The organism is Kitasatospora sp. GAS1066B (assembly GCF_041262605.1).
Classification (GTDB): Bacteria; Actinomycetota; Actinomycetes; order Streptomycetales; family Streptomycetaceae; genus Kitasatospora.
On the sequence record NZ_JBGCCO010000002.1, the window covers coordinates 104,612 to 125,300 of the forward strand.

A 20,689-nucleotide genomic window follows, 5' to 3' on the forward strand; every position below is an offset into this window, starting at 1 on the left:
GCCACCCCGCGTCGAATTGTGCGGACCGCGTTTGCATGGCGGGGCCGGTGCGAGCCGGAGCGGGTCTGCGGCACTACCGGGCGTAGGAACCCAGGCCGACCACGCAGTAGACCTCGGAGGAGATGGTGGCACCGCCGTAGGTCGTCTCCTCCGAGAACGAGTACTGGCTGTCCGGATTGTCCTGACACTTACTCAGGTCCGTGGTGCCGAAGAAGCTCTGGATCACCTTGTAGTGGGCGTTCGCGGAGGAGCAGGAGATCACGTCGACCCCGTCGACGCTCTGCGCGGTGGTGGAGTCGGGCAGGGTCCCCGACAGGCAGTCGTGGACGGCGAAGGTCGGCGCACTGCTGGGGGTGTCGCTCGGGGCATCGTTGGGCGTGGTGATGGGGTGGACCAGTTGGCTGGGGTCGTAGTTGAAGGTGGGGATGGGGAGGGTGGGCATGGGGAGGGCGGGCAGCGTCGGGAGGGAGTAGGTGAACGAGGGGACGGGGCCGAACGTCGGTGGCGTGTAGGCGGAATCCCCTGTCGACGAGCCGTGATGGCCGCTGTTCATCACCCCGACGACGATGGCGATGCCGACGGCCAGCAAACCGGCGATCAGCTTGCCGTTGGCCCCGCTGCGCGGCCTGGGCTTGGGCGCGAACGCGGGCCCGAGGGGCGCGCCGGGCACCCCGTCGGAGGTGACCTGGATGCGTACGATCAGATCACCCGTGGCGCCGGGGATGCGCAGGACGGTGCCGTGCTCGACGGGTGGGATGCGGATCGTCATCGACTCGGCGCTGTCCGGGAGCCGAAGCGTCACGGTGGTACCTGCGGCGGCTTCGGACGCGCTCAGCGCGAGGACTATCTCATCGGGCACCGGGAGGCTCCACTTCGGCGTGTGTGCGGTCTGACGTTTCGTCAGATGACTTTTGGTGCGCCCAGTGTGCCGTGTCCGGGTGGTTCGTGCTTCCTACTTCGCCGAAAGCCGACCGCGCAGGCCGAACCCCGCACCCCTGGTGGTGACGGGGTGCGGGGTCGGGGGGCTCACGTGGTGGGCAGGGCACCCGTCTTGAGAGCGGTGACGAAGGTGCTGAAGGAGGCGGCGGGGAAGGTGAGGGCGGGGCCGTCGGGGTTCTTGGAGTCGCGGACGGGGACGAGGCCGGTGGGGAGGAGGTCGTGCGAGGCCTCGATGCACTGGCCGCCGTTGCTGCCGCTGTAGCTGGACTTGAACCAGGTGAGGGTCATGTCCGCTGTCCTTCCAGGGTCAGACGGTGCCGAAACCGCCGTCCTTGACGCCGTTGATGAAGCCGGCGAAGGAGTCGGTGGGGAAGAACAGGGCCGGGCCGTCCGGGTTCTTGGAGTCACGGATGGGCATGAGGCCGGTGGGGAGGAGGTCGTGCGAGGTCTCGATGCACTGGCCGCCGTTGTTGCCGCTATAGCTGGCCTTGAACCACGAGATCTGGGTCGGGAGCGGCTGGATTTCTGGGCTCACGTTGAGCAGTCCTTCCATGATGCGGCGGATCAAGTCGGCTGACTCGGACGCCGAGAGGGCATCCGCTCGCAGCCGATCATAGTCCCGCGACAGTCGCTCAACCTCCGCTGGATGGCGCGTAAAGTGGCCGCGCGTCACGCTCTCCGAGTAGACGATCTCAGTGCCGTTGGGCAGCTTCACCAGGGTGAAGCCCTCGGTTGTGGGGGCGCGATCACCCAACTCGTCCGGGGCGATCTGCACCACGATGTTGGGATAGCGCTCGATCACGTCCAGGATGTGCTTCAGCTGGTGGTACATCACCAGGCGACCGCCGACCGCCCGTCGTAGGACGCCCTCGTCGATGACGAAGAAGAGCAGCGGCCCGTTCTCGACGAGGAATCGTTCCTGACGGCTCATCCGAGCCACCACGAGCTGCTCAAGGGAAGGGCCGTCCTTACGCGCGGGACCTGTTGCCAGAAGCGCGCGGGCGTATTCCGGGGTCTGCAGCAGACCGGGGATTCGCGAAATAGTGTATTCGCCCAAGCGAACCCCGATCGCCTCCGTTTCGGCGAACTCCTTGAACCAATCCGGATGCTCGATTTCCCGATGCCAATCCACCTTGTGCCAAGCCCGCACCAGTCGCCCGCCAGCCTCCAGCAGCACGTCCAGCCGTTCCGCCGTCGACAGCTTCGGTGCTCGTGTGGCCGACTCGAACCGTGACAACAGCGAACTGTCACAGGGAACTTGGGGGGCGAGCGAAGCGATTGTCATACCGGCCGCCTCCCGCAGGTCCCGCAGCAGCCAGCCGAACGCCTCCGGGCTGAGCGGTGGAACGGCCTGTCCTGCAGAACGCCGTGCGGCCATGTCCCAACCTTCTTTCTTGCCATGCGGCTGATGTCAGGGGATTAGGTCTCGCCAAGGTACTACGGAGTGCCGATGCTTGTTAGCAGAATGCGACGAAAGGAAGTTGTTCAATGGTGAACCGGCATGGTTCCACTCGCATTGGCGCGCTCATCGCCCAGGCTCGCGCGGACGCCCGTGACGCGGTCGACGCGTTGCTCGCCGTACTCGCCGAAGCGGGGCTCATCCTGCCCTCGCTCGGCGAGGATTCGCACGAGGGCTGGTTCACCGGGCTGGTCCTGGTCGACCTCGGGCGGGCGCATCCGGATGTGGTGCGCGGGATCGCCGCCTTGCTCCGCGAGGGGTTGGCCGCCCGTGCCCAGCAGTCGAGTTGAGCTGCCCGAGGACCGCGAGATCCGTGAGCTGCGCGAGGCCGCCGAGCGTGCCGTCCGGGCCTTCGCGGACGCTCTCGCGGTGGCTGGACTGCCTACGCTGCCTGGCCTGGCCGGCGGCGGTCGGATCAGCCGTACCCCGGCGGGCTTCCACGTCGAGATCGGTGGGTGCGGCGTCCGGACGCTCGAGGCACTCACGCACTACGTCGTTGATCACGCGCACTGCCTCGGCCGTGTCGTCCGGGGCGAGGCCCTGCCCGCTCGGCTGGCCGAACTGCCCGGTGTGCGAAGCGAAATGAGCCACCCATGTACGACCCCACGCACGACCCCGACCCCGAGCCCGAACCCCGGCTCGGCTCCATGACGCTGCAGGTCTACCGGATCACCAGCTCCGGCGAGCGGATCGAACTCTCGCGTCAGGAGGTCTGGCCCGGCGAGTCCTACTGGAGCGGCCCGGTCAGCGGCGAGTGGCCGCCGTGCAACTGCCCACGGTGCGCGCCGATGCTGCGCTCCCGAATGCGCCGTGCGGGCCTGGCGCCATGACCGGGCGGCGAGTTCGGAAGTACGGGCGCGGACGTCCCCGCCTCGCCCGTGCCCGTACTTCCGACCCCCGTGCGGTGACGCTACCGGGGCGGGGGTGGGCCGGGCTTGGACAAATCTGACCTCGCCTCCCATGCATCGCCGCTCGCCGCTGCTCGCCGCTGCTCACAGCGTCAGCGCGCCCTCCACCCGGCGAGCGGCCGCCAGCCGGCCGGGCGTCGTGTCGCCCAGGGCGCGGAACTCGCGGTTGAGATGCGCCTGGTCGTAGAACCCGCAGAGCGCGGCGATCTCGGCCGGCGTGCCGGCCCCGCGCCCCAGCAGTTCCACCGCGCGGTGGAAGCGCAGCACCCTGGCGGACAGCTTCGGTGTCAGGCCGACCTGTTCGGTGAACCGGCGGATCAAGTGCTTCTGGCTCCAGCCCACTTCGTCGGCGAGGCGGGCGATCGGCACCGCGCCGCAGCTGTCGGCCAGCAGCCGCCAGGCCTGGCCCACTTCCGGCGCGGGATCCGGGCCGCCGTCGATCCGGGCCAGCAGCGCGGCGTCCAGCAGGTCGAACCTGGCCGTCCAGTCGTCGGTGGTGGCCAGTCGCTCGACCAGTTCCCCGGTGCCGGGGCCCAGGACGTCGGCGAGTTCCACCACGCGGTTGGTCAACTCGGCCATCGGCATGGCGAAGAGCCGATAGGCGCCCAGCGGTGTGAACTCGACCCGGATCGCCTCCTGGCCGCCGGGGTGCTCGCAGACGGCGGGCGCGGACTCCAGGCCGGTGACCAGCGAGCCGATCCGACCGCTGCCCGGTCCCGCCGCCCCCAGCCGGCGAACCTGGGTGAACGGCTCCGCCAGGCTGATCACCAGCACGGCACGGCCGCTCGGGATGAGCCGCACCTGGTAGGGCGTCACCTCCGACTCCGCGTAACCGGCGTAGCCGCGCACGAACGGGCGCAGGCCCGGGTGCCACGGGCGGGTCACGCGGTAGCGGTTGCCGATCCGGGCGATCTCGACGGGTTGACGGGGCGTGAGGTTCCGTCCGACGTGAAGAAGCGGCAAGGGGGCCTCCTCGTCAGGGCGGTCAGGTGCGACCGCCGGTCGTGCCACAAGTTAGGCCCCGAACGAGGATGTTGTACACATGTCAAAGAAGTCGGCGCAGGTTCTGCACGTAACCGTCAGGCCTCGTACCCGCCGTTCTCCGGGCAGATCCGCACCCGGGCCAGCAGCGCGTGCAGTTGGGCGATCTCGTCCTCGTCCAGATCGGCGAAGGCCTCCCGCTCGACGGCGCTGACCGCCTCCTCCACGGCGGCCGCGGCGGCGCGCCCGGCCGGGGTGATCCGCACGATGTGCCGGCGGCGGTCGGCCGGGTCGCGGCGGCGCTCGGCCAGTGCGTCGCGCTCCAGGTCGTTGAGGATCGCCACCAGCGTGCTCGGGTCCACGGTGAGCGCCTCGATCAGCGCCTGCTGGCTGGTCGCGCCGGCCTGCGCCAGGTGCAGCAGCAGCGCGCCGTGCCGGGGGCCGAGCCCGCTGACGCTCAGCGCCTCGCGGATGCGCGCCTTCATCAGCCGGCCGTGCCGGGCGAGCAGGAAGCCCAGCCGGTCGATGGCCGGAGCGCTCTGGGTCGACGTAGGGGTCACGTTCTCATCGTATCGCCGGGCCGATGATCGGGGCTGGGAAATCGTTCGCGAATGCCAACGAATGGGTAAGCTGGAACGCAGGATCGGTTCCAGTTCCACGAGCGGATCGGCTCTTGAGCCCAGTCGCTCGAGCAGCTTGAGCAAGGAGTGTGTCGATGACCGGCACCAAGGCTCTCCCCATCGAGACCGACCAACAGCCCCCGAGTCGCCGCACCATCCACATCGCGATGGCCGGGCTGATGCTCGGCATGCTGATGGCGATGCTGGACAACCTCATCGTCTCCACCGCACTGCCCACCATCGTCGGTGACCTGGGCGGCCTGGCCCGGCTCTCCTGGGTGGTCACCGCGTACGCGCTGGGAGCCGCCGTCACCACCCCGTTCTGGGGCAAGCTCGGTGACCTGCACGGCCGAAAGATCATGTTCATGGCCGCCATCGTGGTCTTCCTGATCGGTTCGGCGCTGGCCGGGATCTCCCAGGACATGAACCAGCTGATCGGCTTCCGCGCCCTGCAGGGCCTGGGCGCCGGCGGCCTGATGGTCGGCGCGATGGCCACCCTCGGCGACCTGGTGCCACCGCGCGAACGCGGCCGGTACATGGCGGCGATCGGCGGCATGATGCCGATCGCCTTCGTCGGCGGTCCGCTGCTCGGCGGCTTCCTGACCCAGCACCTCAGCTGGCGCTGGTGCTTCTACGTCAACGTGCCGCTGGGCGTCATCGCGCTGCTGGTCACCGGCCTCGGCATGCGGCTGCCCCGCCGCCGGATCCAGGCCCGGCTCGACTACCTGGGCGGCGCGCTGCTCACCGTCTCGGTGGTCGCCGTGACGCTGGTCGCCAGTTGGGGCGGCGGCCAGTACGCCTGGGGCTCGGCGCCGATCCTGCTGCTGAGCGTGGTCGCGCTGCTCGCACTCGTGGCGTTCGTCCGCTCGCAGCAGCGGGTGGCCGAGCCGATCCTGCCCCCGCACATGTTCCGGGACCGCAACTTCACCGTCGCCCAACTCCTCAGCTTCCTGGTCGGCGCCGCCATGTTCGGCGCGGTGAACTTCCTGCCGCAGTACATGCAGTACGTGCAGGGCGCGTCGCCGACCGCGAGCGGGCTGCTGTTGCTGCCGCTGATGTTCGGGATGCTCGCCGTGATGCTGACGGTCGGTCAGATCACCACCCGCACCGGGCACTACCGGATCTTCGTGATCATCGGCGGCGCGGTGCTGACCTGCGGGATGCTCGTCCTGCTGCTGCTCCAGGTGGACACCCCGCTGCTGGTCGCCTCGCTGCTCACGGTGGTGGTCGGCATCGGCATGGGCTTCCTGATGCAGAACACCATGCTGATCACCCAGAACAGCGTGGCCCTGCGCGACATGGGGGCGGCCAGCGGCTCGGTCACCCTGTTCCGCACCATCGGCGGCTCCCTGGGGATCGCCTTCCTCGGCTCCCTCTACACCCGCGGCCTGGACCGCCACCTCACGGCCCAACTCGGCGCGGCCAAGGGCCACGCGCTGATCTCGGCCCACATCCCACCGGAGGCGCTGAAGGCACTGCCGTCGCCGGTGCGGCAGGCGTTCGAGGCGGCGGTGACCAACGGGGTGCACGCGGTGTTCCTGGGCGGAGCGGTGCTGGCGCTGGTGGCGTTCGCGGTCAGCTGGTTGATCCGTGAGGTGCCGCTGCGCGGGTCGATGGCGGGGGCGGGGGAGGAGTCGAGCGCTTAGGGCTGCGGCTCCTTGGTCAGACGGCGGCCGCGCGGGTGTCGGCGGGGGCGAGGTCGCGGATCTGCGTGGTCATCAGGGGAGGGTAGCGTGGGCCTGTCTGCGGGGGACATGGACGTGGGGGAGTGCGCATGAGCGAGGTCGGGCCTGGTTGCACGCTGACCAGTGACGATGACGAGAGCGATGTCTGGGGCCGCGCCGCCGCGACCACCGGGCTCTTCGCACCGCTGAAGGACGGCTCCCGACGGGTGCGGCTGCTCGGCGTCGCGCCGCAGGGCGGTCTGCGCGCTGCTGTCGAGCGGATCGGGACCAGGGGAGCGGTGGCGGGCAACGCGAACCTCGTGCTGCTGGACGCGGCCGGGGCGGAGATGGGCGAGTACTTCGTCAACGACGTGACGGTGCAGGCGGCGGAGCCCGCCGCGGACGGGGACAGCCTCGTCGACCTGACGGTGCGTCTGTGGTGCGCCAACGCGCTGCCGCATGCCGGGTGGCCGTGGGAACTGCGCCGCACCGGGACGCTGGACCGGCCGGGCCTGTGGCGCTCGCTGGGCCCGTCCGGCCGGCGCGGCTGGCTCTCCGTGGCGCTCTTCCACCAGGCCTACCGCGCGCTGCCCGAGCAACCGCCCGGGGTCGTCTACCAGTTGGACGGTCGGCACGTGGTGGACGAGGACAGTTTCTACTGCGCTCTGGGCGAGGCGGTGAACGGGCCCGGCGGGTACTTCGGTTGGAACCTCAGCGCGTTGGACGACTGCGCCGGCGGCCGGTGGGGTGCGACACCGCCGTTCACCGTGGAGTGGCGGCACAGCGAGGCCGCGAGGTCACGGCTGGCCGCGCCGTTCCTCGCGGAGGTGCTGGAGATCTTCGAGGAGCACGGCGTCAGCGTCGTACTGCGCTGACCTAGGGCCTCTCTTACGGATCTTGCCGGGCGCGCGACGCCGGGCATCCCGCCTGGACGCACCGGCGAATCATCCAAGTACGACCCAGTACGAGGACGCTTCGCCGGCACGCCCAGCCGGGCGCCCACCGCCGCGCGCTGATCCGACAAGATCCGTAAGAGAGGCCCTAGGCCGCACCGCAGTACGCTCACGCAGCGCTGACCGCCGCCGCCCCCACACCTTCCGCCTCCGCCGCCGCGTACCGCCGCAGCAGCACGCGCGCCACCTCCGGGGCCGCGCCCAGCACCGCGCCGAGCACGTCGGCGCCACCCTCCGCCGCGCCTACCGCGATGCGGTCCGGGAGCAGCCCCGGGGCGAGCAGGTACGGCGCGACCGCCGTGCGCCGCACGCCGGTTGTCGCCCGCAGCTGGGCCAGCGCGTCCGCCACCCGGGGCCCGCCCGCGGAGGCGTAGGCGACGGTGACGGCGGCCCAGCCGCGGCGGTGCTGCCAGGTGGCGGCGAGCGTGCGGGTGACCGCGTCGGCGGTGGGGTCGGAGGAGCCGGCGGCGGCCAGGACGATGCCGGTGCGGGCGCGGGTGGCGGGGGAGGCGGTGTCGAGGCCTGCTTCGGCCAACCGGCGTTCCAGGGCGGTGAGGAGGAGCGGGTCGGGGCCGAGCACGTCGGCGACGGGGAGGTCGGCGCCGGTGGCGCGCAGGGCGGCGGGGATGTCGTGCTTGGCGTGGAAGGCGCGGTTGAGCAGGAGGGGGACGGCGACCGCTGAGGAGAGGCGTTCCACGACCTGGGGGATGCGGGGGGCGCAGTGGTCCAGGAAGGCGGTGGCGACGTCGAGTTCGGGGCGCTGGGCGCGCACCTCCCGCACCAGCGCGTCGACCGTGGCGGCGTGCCGGGGGTCGCGGCTGCCGTGGGCGATCAGCAGCAGGGTGGGGGAGGGGGCGGCCATCGGGTCAGCGTCCCGTCTGCAGCAGGCCGCGGCTGCGCAGCACGCGGCGCTCGATCGGGGTGAAGATCAGCAGGTCGATGGCGACACCGACGGTCAGGATCAGGATGATCCCGAGCAGCACGCCGGACATGTCGGAGGCGTCCCGCTGGTTCTCCAGGTAGCGGCCCAGGCCCAGGCCCAGGTCGGGGGAGCTGGCGATCAGTTCGGCGGCCATCAGCGAGCGCCAGGAGAACGCCCAGCCCTGCTTCAGGCCGGCCAGGTAGCCGGGCAGCGCGGCCGGCAGCAGGATGTGCCGGGCGCCGCCGAGGCCGCGCGCGCCGAGCGTGCGGCCGGCCCGCAGGAAGAGCGGCGGGACCTGGTCGATGCCGGAGACCAGGCCGTTGGCGATCGAGGGGACGGCGCCGAGCAGGATCACGGCGTACATGGCCTGGTCGTCGATGCCCAGCCAGATCACGGCGGCCGGCACCCAGGCCACCGAGGGCAGCGACTGCAGGCCGGACAGGACCGGGCCGAGCGCCGCGCGGACGAACTTCGCCCGGGCCACCAGCAGGCCGATCGGCGTGCCGATCACCACCGCGGCGGCGAAGCCGGTGATGCCGCGCCAGACGCTGGTCCAGATGATCGAGAAGAGGGTGCCCTGGTACCAGAGGTCGGTGAGGCTGTGCCAGACGTCCAGCGGGCTGGGCAGCTTGTACTCGGGGGTGACGTGCAGGCTGAAGAGCAGCTGCCAGACGCCGAGCACCAGCAGCACGCCGAGCACCGGCGGCAGCACCTTCTCGCGCAACAGCTGGGCGGGCGAGGTGCGGTGCGGCTGGACGGCGTCCAGTGCGTCCAGGCCCGCCTCGACACCGGCCAGGTCCTGGTGCGGAGCCGCCTCGGGTGTGGCCGGCGCCTCGGGTGCGGCGGGGGCGGTCTCAGTGCTGGCCATGGCGGCGGATCTCCCCACGCAGGTGCTCGGTGATCTCGACGGACAGGTCCGCGACGCAGGCGGACTCGATGCGGCGCGGCTGCGGCAGGTCGATCTGCCACTCGCGGGCCACCCGGCCGGGGCGCGAGGAGAGCAGCACCACCCGCTGGGCGAGCCGCACCGCCTCGCGCACGTTGTGGGTGACGAACAGGACGGTGAGCCGCCGCTCCTGCCAGATCCGGGTGATCTCCTCGTGCAGCACGTCGCGGGTGATCGCGTCCAGCGCGGCGAACGGCTCGTCCATCAGCAGCACGCTGCTGCCCTGGGCCAGCGCGCGGGCCATCGCGACGCGCTGGCGCATGCCGCCGGAGAGCTCGTGCACCCGCTTGCCGTAGGAGCCGCCGAGCCGGACCAGCTCCAGCAGGCGCTCGGCCTCGGGCTTGCGTTGGGCGCGCGGCACGCCGTTGAGGCGCAGCGCGAGTTCGATGTTCTTGCCGGCGGTCAGCCAGGGGAAGAGCGCGTGCTCCTGGAACATCAGGGCCGGGCGGCCGCCGGGCACCTCGATGCTGCCGGCGGTCGGCTGGTCCAGGCCGGCGACCAGGTTGAGCAGGGTGGACTTGCCGCAGCCGGAGGCGCCGAGCAGGCAGAGGAACTCGCCCGGGGCGACGTCGAGGGTGATGTCGTCCAGCACCGGCACGGCGGTGCCGGGGCGGCCGAAGGACTTGTGCACGCCGGCGATCCGGACGGCGGGCGAAGTGTCGGCCCGGTCCGCGACGGCTGGAGCGTCGTTCGGGGTGGTCAGTGCCGTGCTCATCGCGGGCACCTCCTGGCGTGAGTGGGGCGAGCGGAGAAAGCTTGGGGGCCGAGGTCCACCCCCGCCCGGTCCGGTGATTGGGCATCGACGAGGACGGGGCGGGGGCGAACTTCGGAGTCAGTGGCGGTGGTTGAAGCCGACGCAGGGTCAGGAACCGCTGCCCAGGCCCGCGTCGGTGACGGCGGGCTGGCCGGCCGCCTTGAGTACCTGGTTCAGCGGGTCGAGGTCGTAGATTCCCTTGAGGTCCGGCTTCTTCAGCAGGCCCGCGGTGACGGCGTGGTCGGCCTCGGACTGCAGGGTGCTCGCCAGCGGGTCGTTGGTGAAGTCGATGCTCTTCCAGGCCGAGTCGAGGATGCCCGCGGGCAGCGCGCTGCCGCCGGCCACCTTGATCGCGGCGTTGGCGTCCTGCTCGGCCTGGGCCGGGTTGGCCTTGATGAAGGCGTTGGTGTTCACCGAGCCGCGCAGCACGGCTTGCACCACGTCCGGGTGCGCCTTGAGGAAGGACTGCGAGACGATGATGTTGGTGCTCACGAACTGCCCGTTCGGCCAGATCGACTTCTCGTCCAGCAGCACCTTCGCGCCCTTGGCGACCAGCTGGGAGGCGGTCGGCTCGGGCACCCAGGCGCCGTCGATCGAGCCGGCCGCGTAGGCGTCCGGCGTGACCTTGTTGTCGGTGCGCACCACGCTGACGTCGCCGGCGCCGGTCTGCGGGTCCTCCTTGTAGCCCTTGCCCGCCAGGTAGTTGAGCAGCGCGACGTCCTGGGTGTTGCCGAGCTGCGGGCTGGCGATCTTCTTGCCCTTGAGGTCGTCCAGGGTCGGGATCTTGCTCGGGTTGACCACCAGCTCGACGCCGCCGGAGGCCGAGCCGCCGATGATCTTCAGCGACTGGCCCTTGGCCTGGGCGTAGCCGTTGATCGCGGGGGAGGGGCCGACCCAACCGATGTCGATCGAACCGGAGTTCAGCGCCTCGATCTCGGCCGGGCCCGCGTTGAAGACCTGGGTCTTGAGCTGGGTGGCGCCCAACTCCTTCTGGAACAGTCCGTCCTGAAGGCCGACCAGCGCGGTGCCGTGGGTCAGGTTGGCGAAGTAGCCGATCTTCACGGTGTCGGCCGACAGCTTCGGGGCGCCCGGGGTGGCCGCCACCGGAGCCGCGTCGGTCTTGGCGGCCTTCGAGCCGTAGCCGCCGCAGGCGCTGAGCAGGGCGACGGCGGTCAGACCGGCGGCGGCGGTGAAGGCGAGGCGTCTGGCGCGCGTGGCGTTCGGGCGGGGACGGCTATGGGTGCTTGCCTGGGTGGGAGCCATCGGAGGAATCCTCTGCTGGAACGGTCAAGGAGGGGTGGCGCGTTGGGCCCGGCGTGCCTCGTGTCACTGGAAGGCGGTGCGCCGGTGACGGAGCGTCAGACGCTCCGCCCGTACCCACATCGGCCGATGCCGCCCTGGCCGCTGCCGCGCAGGCCGCTGCCGATCCGGCCGCCTTCCTTGTCCATGCCGGAGAACGCCTCGCCGGTCATCAGACCCAGTCCTCCGCTTCGCCTTGAGCCGCCGGTGCCGCCGGGGCGCCGCCGAAGGACTCGCCGGCCATGCCGGCGGTGAGGGTGGTGCCGTCGGCCGGGTCGATCAGCAGGAAGGACCCGGTGTGGCGGTTGTCGCGGTAGTCGTCGAGGGCGAGCGGTTCGGCGGTGCGCAGCAGCACGTGGCCGATCTCGTTGACGTTCAACTCGGTGGCGTCGGCGCGCTGCTGGAGCGTGTCGATGTCGATCCGGTAGGTGATGTCCTTGACCAGCGCGCGCACGGTGCGGGTGGTGTGCTTGAGCAGGACCTTGTCGCCGACGCGAAGCGGGCGCTCGTGCAGGTGGCACACGGTGGCCTCGACGTCCTTGGTGGGCGCGGGAGTCGGGCCGGTGGCGATCAGGTCGCCGCGCGAGATGTCGATGTCCTCGGTGAGGCGGACGGTGATCGACTGGGGTGCCCAGGCGATGTCGGTTTCGGTGCCGAGCGCGTCGATGCCCGCGATGGTGGTGGTGCGCCCGGCGGGCAGCACGGTGACCGCGTCGCCGGTGCGCAGCACGCCGGAGGCCAACTGGCCCGCGTAGCCGCGGTAGTCGGGGTGCTCGGCGGACTGGGGGCGGATCACGTACTGGACGGGGAAGCGGGCGGGCTCCTCGCTGGGGTCGCTGGTGACCTGCACGGTCTCCAGGTGCTCCAGCAGGGTCGGGCCGCCGTACCAGTCCATGTTCGCGGAGGGCTCGACGACGTTGTCGCCGGCCAGCGCGGAGATCGGCACCGCGACGATGTCGGCCACGCCGAGCGAGGCCGCGTAGGCGGTGAACTCGGCGGCGATCCGTGCGAAGACGGGCTCGGCGTAGTCGACCAGGTCCATCTTGTTGACGGCCAGGACGACGTGCGGCACGCGCAGCAGGGCGGCGACCGCGGCGTGCCGGCGGGTCTGCTCGACCACGCCGTTGCGGGCGTCGACCAGCACGACGGCGAGTTCGGCGGTGGAGGCGCCGGTGACCATGTTGCGGGTGTACTGCACGTGGCCGGGGGTGTCGGCGAGGATGAACCGGCGCCGGGCGGTGGCGAAGTAGCGGTAGGCGACGTCGATGGTGATGCCCTGCTCGCGCTCGGCGCGCAGGCCGTCGGTGAGCAGCGCCAGGTCGGGGGTGTCCTGGCCGCGCTTGCGGGAGGCGTGCTCGACGGCCTCCAGCTGGTCGGTGAGGACCGACTTGGAGTCGTGCAGCAGGCGCCCGACCAGGGTCGACTTGCCGTCGTCGACGGAGCCGGCGGTGGCGAAGCGCAGCAGCGAGGTGGCGGCGGTCACTTCGGTAGTGGTGGTCATGTTAGAAGTACCCCTCGCGCTTGCGGTCTTCCATGGCGGCCTCGGACATCTTGTCGTCCGCCCGGGTCGCCCCCCGCTCGGTCAGGCGGCTGGCGGCGATCTCGGTGATCACCTGCTCGATGGTGGCGGCGTCGGAGTCGACGGCGCCGGTGCAGGACATGTCGCCGACCGTGCGGTAGCGGATCAGGCGCCGCTGGACGGTCTCGCCCTCCTTGGGGCCGCCCCACTCGCCGGCGGTCAGCCACATGCCGTCACGGGCGAACACGTCGCGCTCGTGGGCGTAGTAGATCTCCGGGAGCTCGATGGACTCGCGCTCGATGTACTGCCAGACGTCCAGCTCGGTCCAGTTGGAGAGCGGGAAGACCCGCACGTGCTCGCCCACCGCGTGCCGGCCGTTGTAGAGCGACCACAGCTCGGGGCGCTGGCGCCGCGGGTCCCAGGCGCCGAACTCGTCGCGCAGCGAGAAGACCCGCTCCTTGGCGCGGGCCTTCTCCTCGTCGCGGCGCCCGCCGCCGAAGACCGCGTCGAACTTGCCGCTCTCGATGGCGTCGAGGAGGGGGACGGTCTGCAGCGGGTTGCGGGTGCCGTCGGGGCGCTCGCGCAGCCGGCCGTCGTCGATGAAGTCCTGCACGTTCGCCACGTGCAGGCGCAAGGAGTGCTCGGCCACCACGCGGTCGCGGTAGGCGATCACCTCGGGGAAGTTGTGGCCGGTGTCCACGTGCAGCAGCGAGAACGGGATCGGCGCCGGCGCGAAGGCCTTGAGCGCCAGGTGCAGCATGACGATCGAGTCCTTGCCACCGGAGAAGAGGATCACCGGCCGCTCGAACTCACCCGCCACCTCACGGAAGATGTGCACCGACTCGGCTTCGAGCGCGTCCAGGTGGGAGAGCGCGTACGGGCTGTCGCTGTGCTCGATCAGGCTCGCGGTGGCGGTCGTCATGCCAGGCCCCTCTCGGTCAGGAAAGTGTGCAGCTCGGCGGCGGACTCGGCAACCGTCCGACCCTCGGTCTGAAGACGCAACTCCGGTGCGGTCGGCGCCTCGTACGGGTCGTCGACACCGGTCAGACCGGAGATCTCACCGGCGGCCTGCTTGGCGTAGAGCCCCTTGACGTCCCGCTCGGAGCAGAGCTCGACGGGGGTGGCGACGTGGATCTCCAGGAACTCGGTGCCCCGGGCGGCGTGCCGCTCGCGCACCGCGGCGCGCGAGTCGGCGTAGGGGGCGATCACCGGGGCGAGCACCTTGACGCCGTTGGCGGCCAGCTTCTCGGCGACGAAGCCGATCCTGGTGACGTTGGTGTGGCGGTCCTCGCGGGAGAAGCCGAGGCCCTTGGAGAGGAACTCGCGGATCTCGTCGCCGTCCAGCACCTCGACCTTGTGGCCCTCGGCGCGCAGCCGCTCGGCCAGCGCGAAGGCCAGCGTGGTCTTGCCGGCGCTGGGCAGCCCGGTCAGCCACACCGTGGCGCCGCGCTCGCAGGGGGCGGCCGCGGGGGCCGCCTCCGCGGCTTCCCCGGCGGCGGCCAAGGTGTCGACTGTGGTCATGTGTTTCGCTCCAAAATTAAGTAACGAGGGGTCAAAAAAAGGAGTCGGCCCGGTCAGCGGTGTCAGAGGTGGATGCCGCACTCGGTCTTGCCCGAGCCCGCCCAGCGCCCGGCCCGGGCGTCCTCGCCCTCGCCCGGCTTGCGGGTGCAGGAGAGCGGCGAGCAGCCGACCGAGGTGTAGCCCTCCCAGAGCAGCGGGTTGAGCAGCACCCCGTTGGCCTGGACGTAGGCGTCCACGTCGTCCTGGGTCCAGCGGGCGATCGGCGCGATCTTCACCTTGCGGCGCTTGGCGTCCCAGGCCACCACCGGGGTGTTCGCCCGGCTCGGCGACTCGTCGCGGCGCAGTCCGGTGGCCCACGCGTCGTAGCCCAGCAGCCCGCGCTGCAGCGGCTCGACCTTGCGCAGCGAGCAGCACAGGTCCGGGTCGCGGTCGTGCAGGTTCGGCCCGTACTCGGCGTCCTGCTCGGCCACCGTCTGACGCGGGGTCAGCGTGATCACGTTGATCGGCAGGGTCGCGGCGACCGCGTCCCGGGTGCCGATGGTCTCCGGGAAGTGGTAGCCGGTGTCCAGGAAGATCACGTCGATCCCGGGCAACGCGGTGGACGCCAGGTGGGCGACCACCGCGTCCTCCATCGAGGAGGTGACGCAGAGTTTCCTGCCGAAGGCGTCGGCGGCCCAGCGCAGGATCTCCTGCGCCGAGGCCTCCTCCAGGTCGCGAGCGGCCGCGGTGGCCAGCGCCTCCAGGTCAGTGGCGGTGCTCATCTGCCGTTCCCCCGTTCGTAGCTGACAGCAGGCCGAGGAACTTCACCTGGAAGGCCCGGCGGCAGGAAGCGCATTCCCAGGCGCCGTGGCCGCCCTCCTCGGACGGACGCAGGTCCTCGTCACCGCAGTACGGGCAGTAGAAAGGCGCGGCGCGCTCACTCACGACAACTGCTCCTCGCTGGCCCGGGCCGTCCACTGGGCGAACCGCTCGCCCTCCTGGCGGTCGGCCTGGAACTGGGTCAGCACCCGCTCGACGTAGTCCGGCAGGCCGTCCTTGGTGACCTTCAGACCGCGCACCTTGCGGCCGAACCCGGCCTCCAGGCCGAGCGCGCCGCCCAGGTGGACCTGGTAGCCCTCCACCTGGTTGCCGTGCTCGTCGCTGACCAGCTGGCCCTTGAGACCGATGTCCGCCACCTGGATCCGGGCGCAGGCGTTGGGGCAGCCGTTGATGTTGATGGTCAGCGGCTCGGCGAAGTCGGGCAGCCGCTGCTCCAACTCGTCGATCAGGGTGCGCCCGCGCTCCTTGGTCTCGACGATGGCGAGCTTGCAGTACTCGATGCCGGTGCAGGCCATGGTGCCGCGCCGGAACGGCGACGGGGTGACCCGCAGGTCCAGCGCCTCCAGGCCGGCCACCAGCGAGGCGACCTGGTCCTCGGGCACGTCGAGGACCAGCATCTTCTGCTCGGCGGTGGTGCGCAGCCGGTCCGAGCCGTGCTCGGCGGCCAGTTCGGCGACCTTGCCGAGCAGCGCGCCGTCCACCCGGCCGACCCGCGGCGCGAAGCCGACGTAGAAGTTGCCGTCCTGCTGCCGGTGCACGCCCACGTGGTCGCGCCAGACGCCGGTCGGCTGCTCGGGCGCCGGGCCGTCGACCAGCTGGTACTTGAGGTACTCGTCCTCCAGCACCTGGCGGAACTTGGCCACGCCCCAGTCGGCGACCAGGAACTTCAACCGGGCGCGGTTGCGCAGCCGGCGGTAGCCGTAGTCGCGGAAGATGCCGATCACGCCGCCGTAGACGTCGGCGACCTCGTGCAGCGGCACCCAGGCGCCCAGCCGCACGCCCAGCTTGGGGTTGGTGGACAGGCCGCCGCCGACCCACAGGTCGAAGCCGGGGCCGTGCTCGGGGTGGTTCACGCCGACGAAGGCGATGTCGTTGATCTCGTGCGCCACGTCCAGCAGCGGCGAGCCGGAGACGGCCGACTTGAACTTGCGCGGCAGGTTGGAGAAGTCGGGGTTGCCGATGAAGCGGCGCTGGATCTCCTCGATGGCGGGGGTGCCGTCGATGATCTCGTCCTCGGCGATGCCGGCCACCGGCGAGCCGAGGATGACGCGCGGGGTGTCGCCGCAGGCCTCGGTGGTGGACAGGCCCACCGCCTCCAGCTTCTGCCAGATCGCGGGCATGTCCTCGATCCGGATCCAGTGGTACTGGATGTTCTGGCGGTCGGTCAGGTCGGCGGTGCCGCGCGCGTACTGCTGGGAGACCTCGGAGATCGCCTTCAGCTGGGCCACCGTCAGCCGGCCGCCGTCGATCCGCACCCGCAGCATGAAGAACTCGGCGTCCAGCTCGTGCGGCTCCAGGATCGCGGTCTTGCCGCCGTCGATCCCCTCCTTGCGCTGGGTGTACAGACCCCACCAGCGCATCCGGCCGCGCAGGTCGGCCGGGTCGATCGAGTCGAAGCCCCGGTGCGCGTAGATCGTCTCAATGCGCGTCCGCACGTTGAGACCGTCGTCGTCCTTCTTGAACTGCTCGTTGGCGTTGAGCGGGGTGAAGTGCCCCATGCCCCACTGGCCCTCGCCGCGGTGGCGGGTCGCCTTGCGGGCGGCGGCGGCACGGGGCGCCGCGGCGCTCGCGGGCTGCGGCTCGACCGGGTCGGGAGTGGTGGCCATAAGACGTCCTTCGGGCAGGTGGCTCTGATGCGGGAAAGCTGCGCTGCTCCCGGGCCGTGACCTGTCCGCCTGCCTGCCCACTCCGACCTGCGGATCTTCGGTGGAGGGGGAGACGGTGACCGTGGCCCTGGGGTGCTCGCGCGTCCGCTGCTGCGGAGATGGGCGGCGGGGTGGCGCCGGGTGCGGTGCTGGCGCCTTGGGTGTGGGGCTCAGATCACCGGACAGATGGCGCTGGACACGCGAAGGAGATCGACGTGGAGTCGACCAACCAGGGTGGTTCCGGCGCTAGACATGGCAAGAGATTCGCACGCCGAGCGAGGCGCGGTCCACTATCGTCCAGAATGCGGACTTCTTTGTTTCGTATCGCGAGATGAGCGCGACAGTGCGCAGTCCGGGGCGGCACGCGGCGAGCTGATCGCAGAGCAGGTCACAGAGCCGGTCGCAGAGCCGATCGCGGAGGTGATCGCGGAGCCGATCGCGCAGGCGCGTCGGGCCCGCCCGATACCGTATGCCTGTGCAGGTACCAGGTGAAAGCAGCAGAGCGGTGGCGGAGCGACCTTCCCGGCGGCGGGGCAAGGGTGCTCGGCGGGCGGCCCGGCGCTCCAACTGGCGCGGCACCGCCTTCGCGCTGATCAAGGACACCACCAACACCTGCGTCGAGTACCGGGTCACCGGGCTGGCCGCCGAGGCCGCCTTCTTCACCCTGCTCTCGATTCCGCCGCTGCTGCTCTGCCTGGCCGGCACCCTCGGCTACCTGGACGACCTGCTCGGCGCCGGCAGCATCCAGAAGCTCCAGCAGGACATCCTGTCGGCGGCCGGCACGGTGCTCTCGCCCTCCTCGATCGACGACACCGTGAAGCCGCTGCTGGCCAGCGTCTTCAACATGCCGCGCCCCGACCTGATCTCGATCGGCTTCGTGCTCTCGCTCTGGTCCGGCTCCCGGGCGCTGTACATCTTCATCGACACCATCACCGTGATGTACGGGCTCGACGGCAAGCGCGGGATCGTGAAGACCCGCTCGCTGTCGCTGGCCCTGTACCTGGGCGCGCTGGTGATCGGCTCGCTGGTGCTGCCGCTGTTGATCGCCGGCCCCGGCCTGGTGGTCTCGGCGGTGCCCAGCATCGGCGGCGTGGTCAACGCGCTCTACTGGCCGGTCGCGATCCTGCTGCTGATCGTCTTCCTGACCACGCTCTACCACCTGTCCGTCCCGGCCAGCACGCCGTGGCGCGAGGACATCCCCGGCGCGCTGGTCGCGCTCGGCATGCTGGTGGTCTGCAGCGTGCTGCTGCGGCTCTACCTGGTCCACTCGGTCGAGGGCAAGACCGTCTACGGCTCGCTGGCCGCACCGGTCGCCGTGCTGCTGTGGATCTTCGTGGTGGCGCTCGCGGTGCTGATCGGCGCCGCGATGAACGCCGCGATAGACCGCCGGTGGCCCAGCGTGGAGACCGCCGACGCGCGCGCCGAGAACGAGCGGGCCAGCGAGCAGGTGGCCGCCGCCCTGGTCCGCGAGGTCACCGCCCGGCGGGCCGCCGAACGGGCGCTGCGAGCGCGCGAACTGGGGCTGGCCGAAGGCATCGAGGACGAGGACACGGACGCGGACGAGGGGGACGAGGCGCCCGCCGAGTACCCCGAGCGGTGGGCCGACTTCCTGGCGCCCGGCGACGTGCGCGGGCGCCTGGGCGGGACGCGCAAGCGCTGGCGGCGCACACCGCCGCCGACCCCGGACAGCGACCGCCCCGCACCCCGGCCGCCGCACCGCCCGGTCGAGGCGCAGGACCCCGCCGGACACCCGGCCGAGCACCCCGCCCAGCCGTGGGCGTCGGACGGACGGTTCCCCGGCGAGCTGGGACCGGTGGACTCGGCGCTGCCGACCCACCCGCCGCGGCCGCCGTGGGACGGCGGCTGAGGTCGGGGACGGGACCTGGGACCGCCCGCCTCAGCCGAGCGAACCGACCAGCTCGGCGATCGCCTCCAGCGGTCGGTGCGCGGCGAGTTCGGCGGCCAGCTCCCGGGCGTTGGCACGGTAGTCCGGGTGGCCCAGCACCCGCTCGACGGCTTCCCGCAGCTCCGCCTGCGTCGGCCGGCCGGTCCGCAGGTCGACCCCGACCCCGCGCCAGGCCACCCGGGCCGCCACCTCCGGCTTGTCCTCGCTGTCGCCGGCGACCACCAGCGGCACCCCGAACGCCAGCGCGGTGTGCACCCCGCCGTAACCGCCGTTGCTGACCAGTACGTCGGCGTGCGGCAGCAGGCGGTCGAACGGGACGTACCCGGTGGCCCGGACGTTGCTCGGCAGGCCGCCGAGCTCCGCGGCGAGCAGCTCGGGGCCGTCGGGGCGGCTGGTGGCGGCGACCACGAACAGGTCGGGGCGGTCGGCCAGGGCCCGCACCGCGGGGGCCACCAGGGCGGTCAGATCGTCGTTGGCCAGCGTCCCTTGGGTGACCACCACCACGGACCGGGCGTCCGCCAGTTCCTCCCACCAGTCGGGGAGTTCCGCCTCCTCACCGCGCTTCGGCGACAGTGCGCCGATGAACCGGAGCGAGGCCGGCGCGTCACTGCGCGGGTACTCGAAGCCGGGCACGGTCAGTTGCAGGTAGTGGTCGGGCACGGTGACCGCGGCGTCCAGCCGGGGACCCGGCGGCAGCGCGGCCCCGACGGTGGCGAAGACCTCGGCCGCGTACCGGCGCAGCGGCTCGCCGCGCTGCGCCGCCTGGGCGTTCAGTTCCCGGTTGCGGGCCAGCCCCTGCGGCCCGGCCAGGGGTGCCAGCGCGAGCCCGAACGGCGCGGTGTCCGCGCTCTGCAGCATCGGCGGTGCGACCCCGATGCCGATCACGGCCGGCCGCTCGTCGCGCGGGTGGGCCAGCGCGAGGGCCAGCGCTCCGTGGAAGAAGGAGTCGTGGAGCACCGCCGTGGCCGGGAAGGTCTCGAGCAGCGCGCGCAGCGCCCGGTACTGCGCGGGCACCGGATCGATGAAGATGTGCTGGGCGTCGAAGGCCAGTCGCTGGGGCCCCGGCGGCAGTTCGGCCCGCCCGGGGAAGTGGTCGTCGATCCGCCGGTCGTCGAAGTCCGCCTCGGGTGGCAGTGCGACGAACCGTGCCCCGGTGGCCTCGGCGGACTTCGCGAACCGTGCCCCACCGAGGAAGACGACCTCGTGCCCGCGCCGTACCAGGTCGGCGGTGATGGCGAGCAGCGGAACGGTGTGACCATGCGCGGGCATGGCGGCGGTGATGATCCGGGACATGCGGGACCCCCCAAGGTGCGTATCGACCCGCTCCGGGCTGCGGGCGGGCCGGCACGAAGCTAGGAGGCCACGCTAAACGATCTGTAAACACCGGACCTGCGGCGATTGCGGTTGATTCGGCTGCGGTTAATTCGGCTGCGGGGCGGGGCGGACTGCCCTAGGCTGCCCGCGCAGGTGACCGGCTCGACGAAGCGAAGCAGGAGGTGGGCCCGATGACCGACATTGCCGCCACGGCTGCCCTGGGCAGCACTCGGACCCTCCGCTCCCGCCCGGTGACCGGCTGACGATCGTTCAGCCCCCGGGATCGGGATCGCCCCGCAT

General features: G+C 71.5%; 22 protein-coding genes. 5 read left to right on the top strand and 17 right to left on the bottom strand.

Annotation, left to right across the window (positions count from 1 at the left end; genetic code table 11):
* Positions 1-73: 73 nt before the first annotated feature.
* From ABH937_RS02045 to ABH937_RS02055, 3 genes are all read right to left on the bottom strand, one after another.
* Entirely contained in the window at positions 74-859 is a 786-nt protein-coding gene (locus ABH937_RS02045) for a hypothetical protein (protein WP_370216922.1), read from the bottom strand.
* Between the two features lie 167 nt (positions 860-1,026).
* Entirely contained in the window at positions 1,027-1,227 is a 201-nt protein-coding gene (locus tag ABH937_RS02050; protein WP_280687122.1) for a DUF397 domain-containing protein, read from the bottom strand.
* 19 nt (positions 1,228-1,246) lie between these two features.
* Positions 1,247-2,317, bottom strand: coding sequence for a Scr1 family TA system antitoxin-like transcriptional regulator (locus ABH937_RS02055; RefSeq protein ID WP_370216923.1), 1,071 nt, complete (start codon positions 2,315-2,317; stop codon positions 1,247-1,249).
* Positions 2,318-2,427: 110 nt separating this feature from the next.
* Here ABH937_RS02055 and ABH937_RS02060 point away from each other — a divergent pair, with 110 nt between their 5' ends.
* Complete coding sequence (locus ABH937_RS02060; protein ID WP_370216924.1) at positions 2,428-2,688, top strand: hypothetical protein; 261 nt, start codon at positions 2,428-2,430, stop codon at positions 2,686-2,688.
* Positions 2,689-2,991: 303 nt separating this feature from the next.
* Positions 2,992-3,228 carry a hypothetical protein gene (locus tag ABH937_RS02065; RefSeq protein WP_370216925.1) on the top strand — a complete coding sequence of 79 codons (237 nt, stop codon included), beginning with the start codon at positions 2,992-2,994 and terminating at the stop codon, positions 3,226-3,228.
* A 162-nt stretch (positions 3,229-3,390) separates the two neighbouring features.
* Here ABH937_RS02065 and ABH937_RS02070 read toward each other — a convergent pair whose 3' ends face one another.
* Entirely contained in the window at positions 3,391-4,269 is an 879-nt protein-coding gene (locus ABH937_RS02070; protein WP_370216926.1) for a helix-turn-helix domain-containing protein, read from the bottom strand.
* Positions 4,270-4,385: 116 nt separating this feature from the next.
* On the bottom strand, positions 4,386-4,847 hold the full coding sequence (locus ABH937_RS02075) for a MarR family winged helix-turn-helix transcriptional regulator (protein WP_280687128.1): 462 nt from the start codon (positions 4,845-4,847) through the stop codon (positions 4,386-4,388).
* 155 nt (positions 4,848-5,002) lie between these two features.
* On the opposite strand from ABH937_RS02075, the gene ABH937_RS02080 reads away from it, so the two are divergent.
* Positions 5,003-6,553, top strand: coding sequence for an MDR family MFS transporter (locus tag ABH937_RS02080; protein WP_370216927.1), 1,551 nt, complete (start codon positions 5,003-5,005; stop codon positions 6,551-6,553).
* 128 nt (positions 6,554-6,681) lie between these two features.
* Positions 6,682-7,446: a barstar family protein gene (locus tag ABH937_RS02085; RefSeq protein WP_370216929.1), complete on the top strand. Its 765-nt coding sequence runs from the start codon at positions 6,682-6,684 to the stop codon at positions 7,444-7,446.
* Positions 7,447-7,633: 187 nt separating this feature from the next.
* Here ABH937_RS02085 and ABH937_RS02090 read toward each other — a convergent pair whose 3' ends face one another.
* The 11 genes from ABH937_RS02090 to ABH937_RS02140 all read right to left on the bottom strand — a co-directional run bounded on the left by ABH937_RS02090 (position 7,634) and on the right by ABH937_RS02140 (position 17,423).
* A complete protein-coding gene (locus tag ABH937_RS02090) occupies positions 7,634-8,386 on the bottom strand; it encodes a sirohydrochlorin chelatase (RefSeq protein WP_370216930.1) in 753 nt (250 codons plus the stop codon).
* A 4-nt stretch (positions 8,387-8,390) separates the two neighbouring features.
* Positions 8,391-9,314 carry an ABC transporter permease gene (locus ABH937_RS02095; protein WP_370216931.1) on the bottom strand — a complete coding sequence of 308 codons (924 nt, stop codon included), beginning with the start codon at positions 9,312-9,314 and terminating at the stop codon, positions 8,391-8,393.
* Complete coding sequence (locus ABH937_RS02100) at positions 9,301-10,107, bottom strand: ABC transporter ATP-binding protein (protein ID WP_370216932.1); 807 nt, start codon at positions 10,105-10,107, stop codon at positions 9,301-9,303. The genes ABH937_RS02095 and ABH937_RS02100 overlap by 14 nt, the downstream gene beginning before the upstream one ends.
* A gap of 147 nt (positions 10,108-10,254) precedes the next feature.
* Positions 10,255-11,409: an aliphatic sulfonate ABC transporter substrate-binding protein gene (locus ABH937_RS02105; protein WP_370216933.1), complete on the bottom strand. Its 1,155-nt coding sequence runs from the start codon at positions 11,407-11,409 to the stop codon at positions 10,255-10,257.
* 208 nt (positions 11,410-11,617) lie between these two features.
* Positions 11,618-12,946, bottom strand: a complete 1,329-nt coding sequence (locus ABH937_RS02110; protein ID WP_370216934.1) for a sulfate adenylyltransferase subunit 1 — start codon at positions 12,944-12,946, stop codon at positions 11,618-11,620.
* Between the two features lies 1 nt (position 12,947).
* Complete coding sequence (gene cysD, locus ABH937_RS02115; protein ID WP_280687141.1) at positions 12,948-13,886, bottom strand: sulfate adenylyltransferase subunit CysD; 939 nt, start codon at positions 13,884-13,886, stop codon at positions 12,948-12,950.
* Entirely contained in the window at positions 13,883-14,485 is a 603-nt protein-coding gene (gene cysC, locus ABH937_RS02120) for an adenylyl-sulfate kinase (RefSeq protein WP_280687142.1), read from the bottom strand. The genes cysD and cysC overlap by 4 nt, the downstream gene beginning before the upstream one ends.
* Positions 14,486-14,547: 62 nt before the next feature.
* Positions 14,548-15,246, bottom strand: coding sequence for a phosphoadenylyl-sulfate reductase (locus ABH937_RS02125; RefSeq protein WP_370216936.1), 699 nt, complete (start codon positions 15,244-15,246; stop codon positions 14,548-14,550).
* Complete coding sequence (locus ABH937_RS02130) at positions 15,230-15,409, bottom strand: hypothetical protein (protein ID WP_280687144.1); 180 nt, start codon at positions 15,407-15,409, stop codon at positions 15,230-15,232. Before ABH937_RS02130 ends, ABH937_RS02125 begins: the two co-directional genes overlap by 17 nt.
* Positions 15,406-17,130, bottom strand: coding sequence for a nitrite/sulfite reductase (locus tag ABH937_RS02135; protein ID WP_370216937.1), 1,725 nt, complete (start codon positions 17,128-17,130; stop codon positions 15,406-15,408). The genes ABH937_RS02130 and ABH937_RS02135 overlap by 4 nt, the downstream gene beginning before the upstream one ends.
* A 209-nt stretch (positions 17,131-17,339) precedes the next feature.
* Positions 17,340-17,423, bottom strand: coding sequence for a putative leader peptide (locus ABH937_RS02140; RefSeq protein WP_317621159.1), 84 nt, complete (start codon positions 17,421-17,423; stop codon positions 17,340-17,342).
* Between the two features lie 251 nt (positions 17,424-17,674).
* On the opposite strand from ABH937_RS02140, the gene ABH937_RS02145 reads away from it, so the two are divergent.
* The gene (locus ABH937_RS02145; protein WP_280687146.1) at positions 17,675-19,036 is read left to right on the top strand and encodes a YihY/virulence factor BrkB family protein; all 1,362 of its coding nucleotides are present in this window, start codon (positions 17,675-17,677) and stop codon (positions 19,034-19,036) included.
* 30 nt (positions 19,037-19,066) lie between these two features.
* Here ABH937_RS02145 and ABH937_RS02150 read toward each other — a convergent pair whose 3' ends face one another.
* Positions 19,067-20,368: a glycosyltransferase gene (locus ABH937_RS02150; RefSeq protein WP_370216938.1), complete on the bottom strand. Its 1,302-nt coding sequence runs from the start codon at positions 20,366-20,368 to the stop codon at positions 19,067-19,069.
* Between the last annotated feature and the right edge of the window lie 321 nt (positions 20,369-20,689).

Excerpts from the sequence above, each read along its gene's own strand:
- ABH937_RS02050 (WP_280687122.1), bottom strand. The coding sequence starts at position 1,227 with ATGACCCTCACCTGGTTCAAGTCCAGCTACAGCGGCAGCAACGGCGGC.
- ABH937_RS02065 (WP_370216925.1), top strand. The coding sequence starts at position 2,992 with ATGTACGACCCCACGCACGACCCCGACCCCGAGCCCGAACCCCGGCTC.
- ABH937_RS02095 (WP_370216931.1), bottom strand. The coding sequence starts at position 9,314 with ATGGCCAGCACTGAGACCGCCCCCGCCGCACCCGAGGCGCCGGCCACA.
- cysC (WP_280687142.1), bottom strand. The coding sequence starts at position 14,485 with ATGACCACAGTCGACACCTTGGCCGCCGCCGGGGAAGCCGCGGAGGCG.
- ABH937_RS02100 (WP_370216932.1), bottom strand. The coding sequence starts at position 10,107 with ATGAGCACGGCACTGACCACCCCGAACGACGCTCCAGCCGTCGCGGAC.
- ABH937_RS02125 (WP_370216936.1), bottom strand. The coding sequence starts at position 15,246 with ATGAGCACCGCCACTGACCTGGAGGCGCTGGCCACCGCGGCCGCTCGC.
- ABH937_RS02085 (WP_370216929.1), top strand. The coding sequence starts at position 6,682 with ATGAGCGAGGTCGGGCCTGGTTGCACGCTGACCAGTGACGATGACGAG.
- ABH937_RS02055 (WP_370216923.1), bottom strand. The coding sequence starts at position 2,317 with ATGGCCGCACGGCGTTCTGCAGGACAGGCCGTTCCACCGCTCAGCCCG.
- ABH937_RS02080 (WP_370216927.1), top strand. The coding sequence starts at position 5,003 with ATGACCGGCACCAAGGCTCTCCCCATCGAGACCGACCAACAGCCCCCG.
- ABH937_RS02150 (WP_370216938.1), bottom strand. The coding sequence starts at position 20,368 with ATGTCCCGGATCATCACCGCCGCCATGCCCGCGCATGGTCACACCGTT.
- cysD (WP_280687141.1), bottom strand. The coding sequence starts at position 13,886 with ATGACGACCGCCACCGCGAGCCTGATCGAGCACAGCGACAGCCCGTAC.
- ABH937_RS02140 (WP_317621159.1), bottom strand. The coding sequence starts at position 17,423 with ATGTCTAGCGCCGGAACCACCCTGGTTGGTCGACTCCACGTCGATCTC.
- ABH937_RS02105 (WP_370216933.1), bottom strand. The coding sequence starts at position 11,409 with ATGGCTCCCACCCAGGCAAGCACCCATAGCCGTCCCCGCCCGAACGCC.
- ABH937_RS02090 (WP_370216930.1), bottom strand. The coding sequence starts at position 8,386 with ATGGCCGCCCCCTCCCCCACCCTGCTGCTGATCGCCCACGGCAGCCGC.
- ABH937_RS02060 (WP_370216924.1), top strand. The coding sequence starts at position 2,428 with ATGGTGAACCGGCATGGTTCCACTCGCATTGGCGCGCTCATCGCCCAG.
- ABH937_RS02135 (WP_370216937.1), bottom strand. The coding sequence starts at position 17,130 with ATGGCCACCACTCCCGACCCGGTCGAGCCGCAGCCCGCGAGCGCCGCG.
- ABH937_RS02110 (WP_370216934.1), bottom strand. The coding sequence starts at position 12,946 with ATGACCACCACTACCGAAGTGACCGCCGCCACCTCGCTGCTGCGCTTC.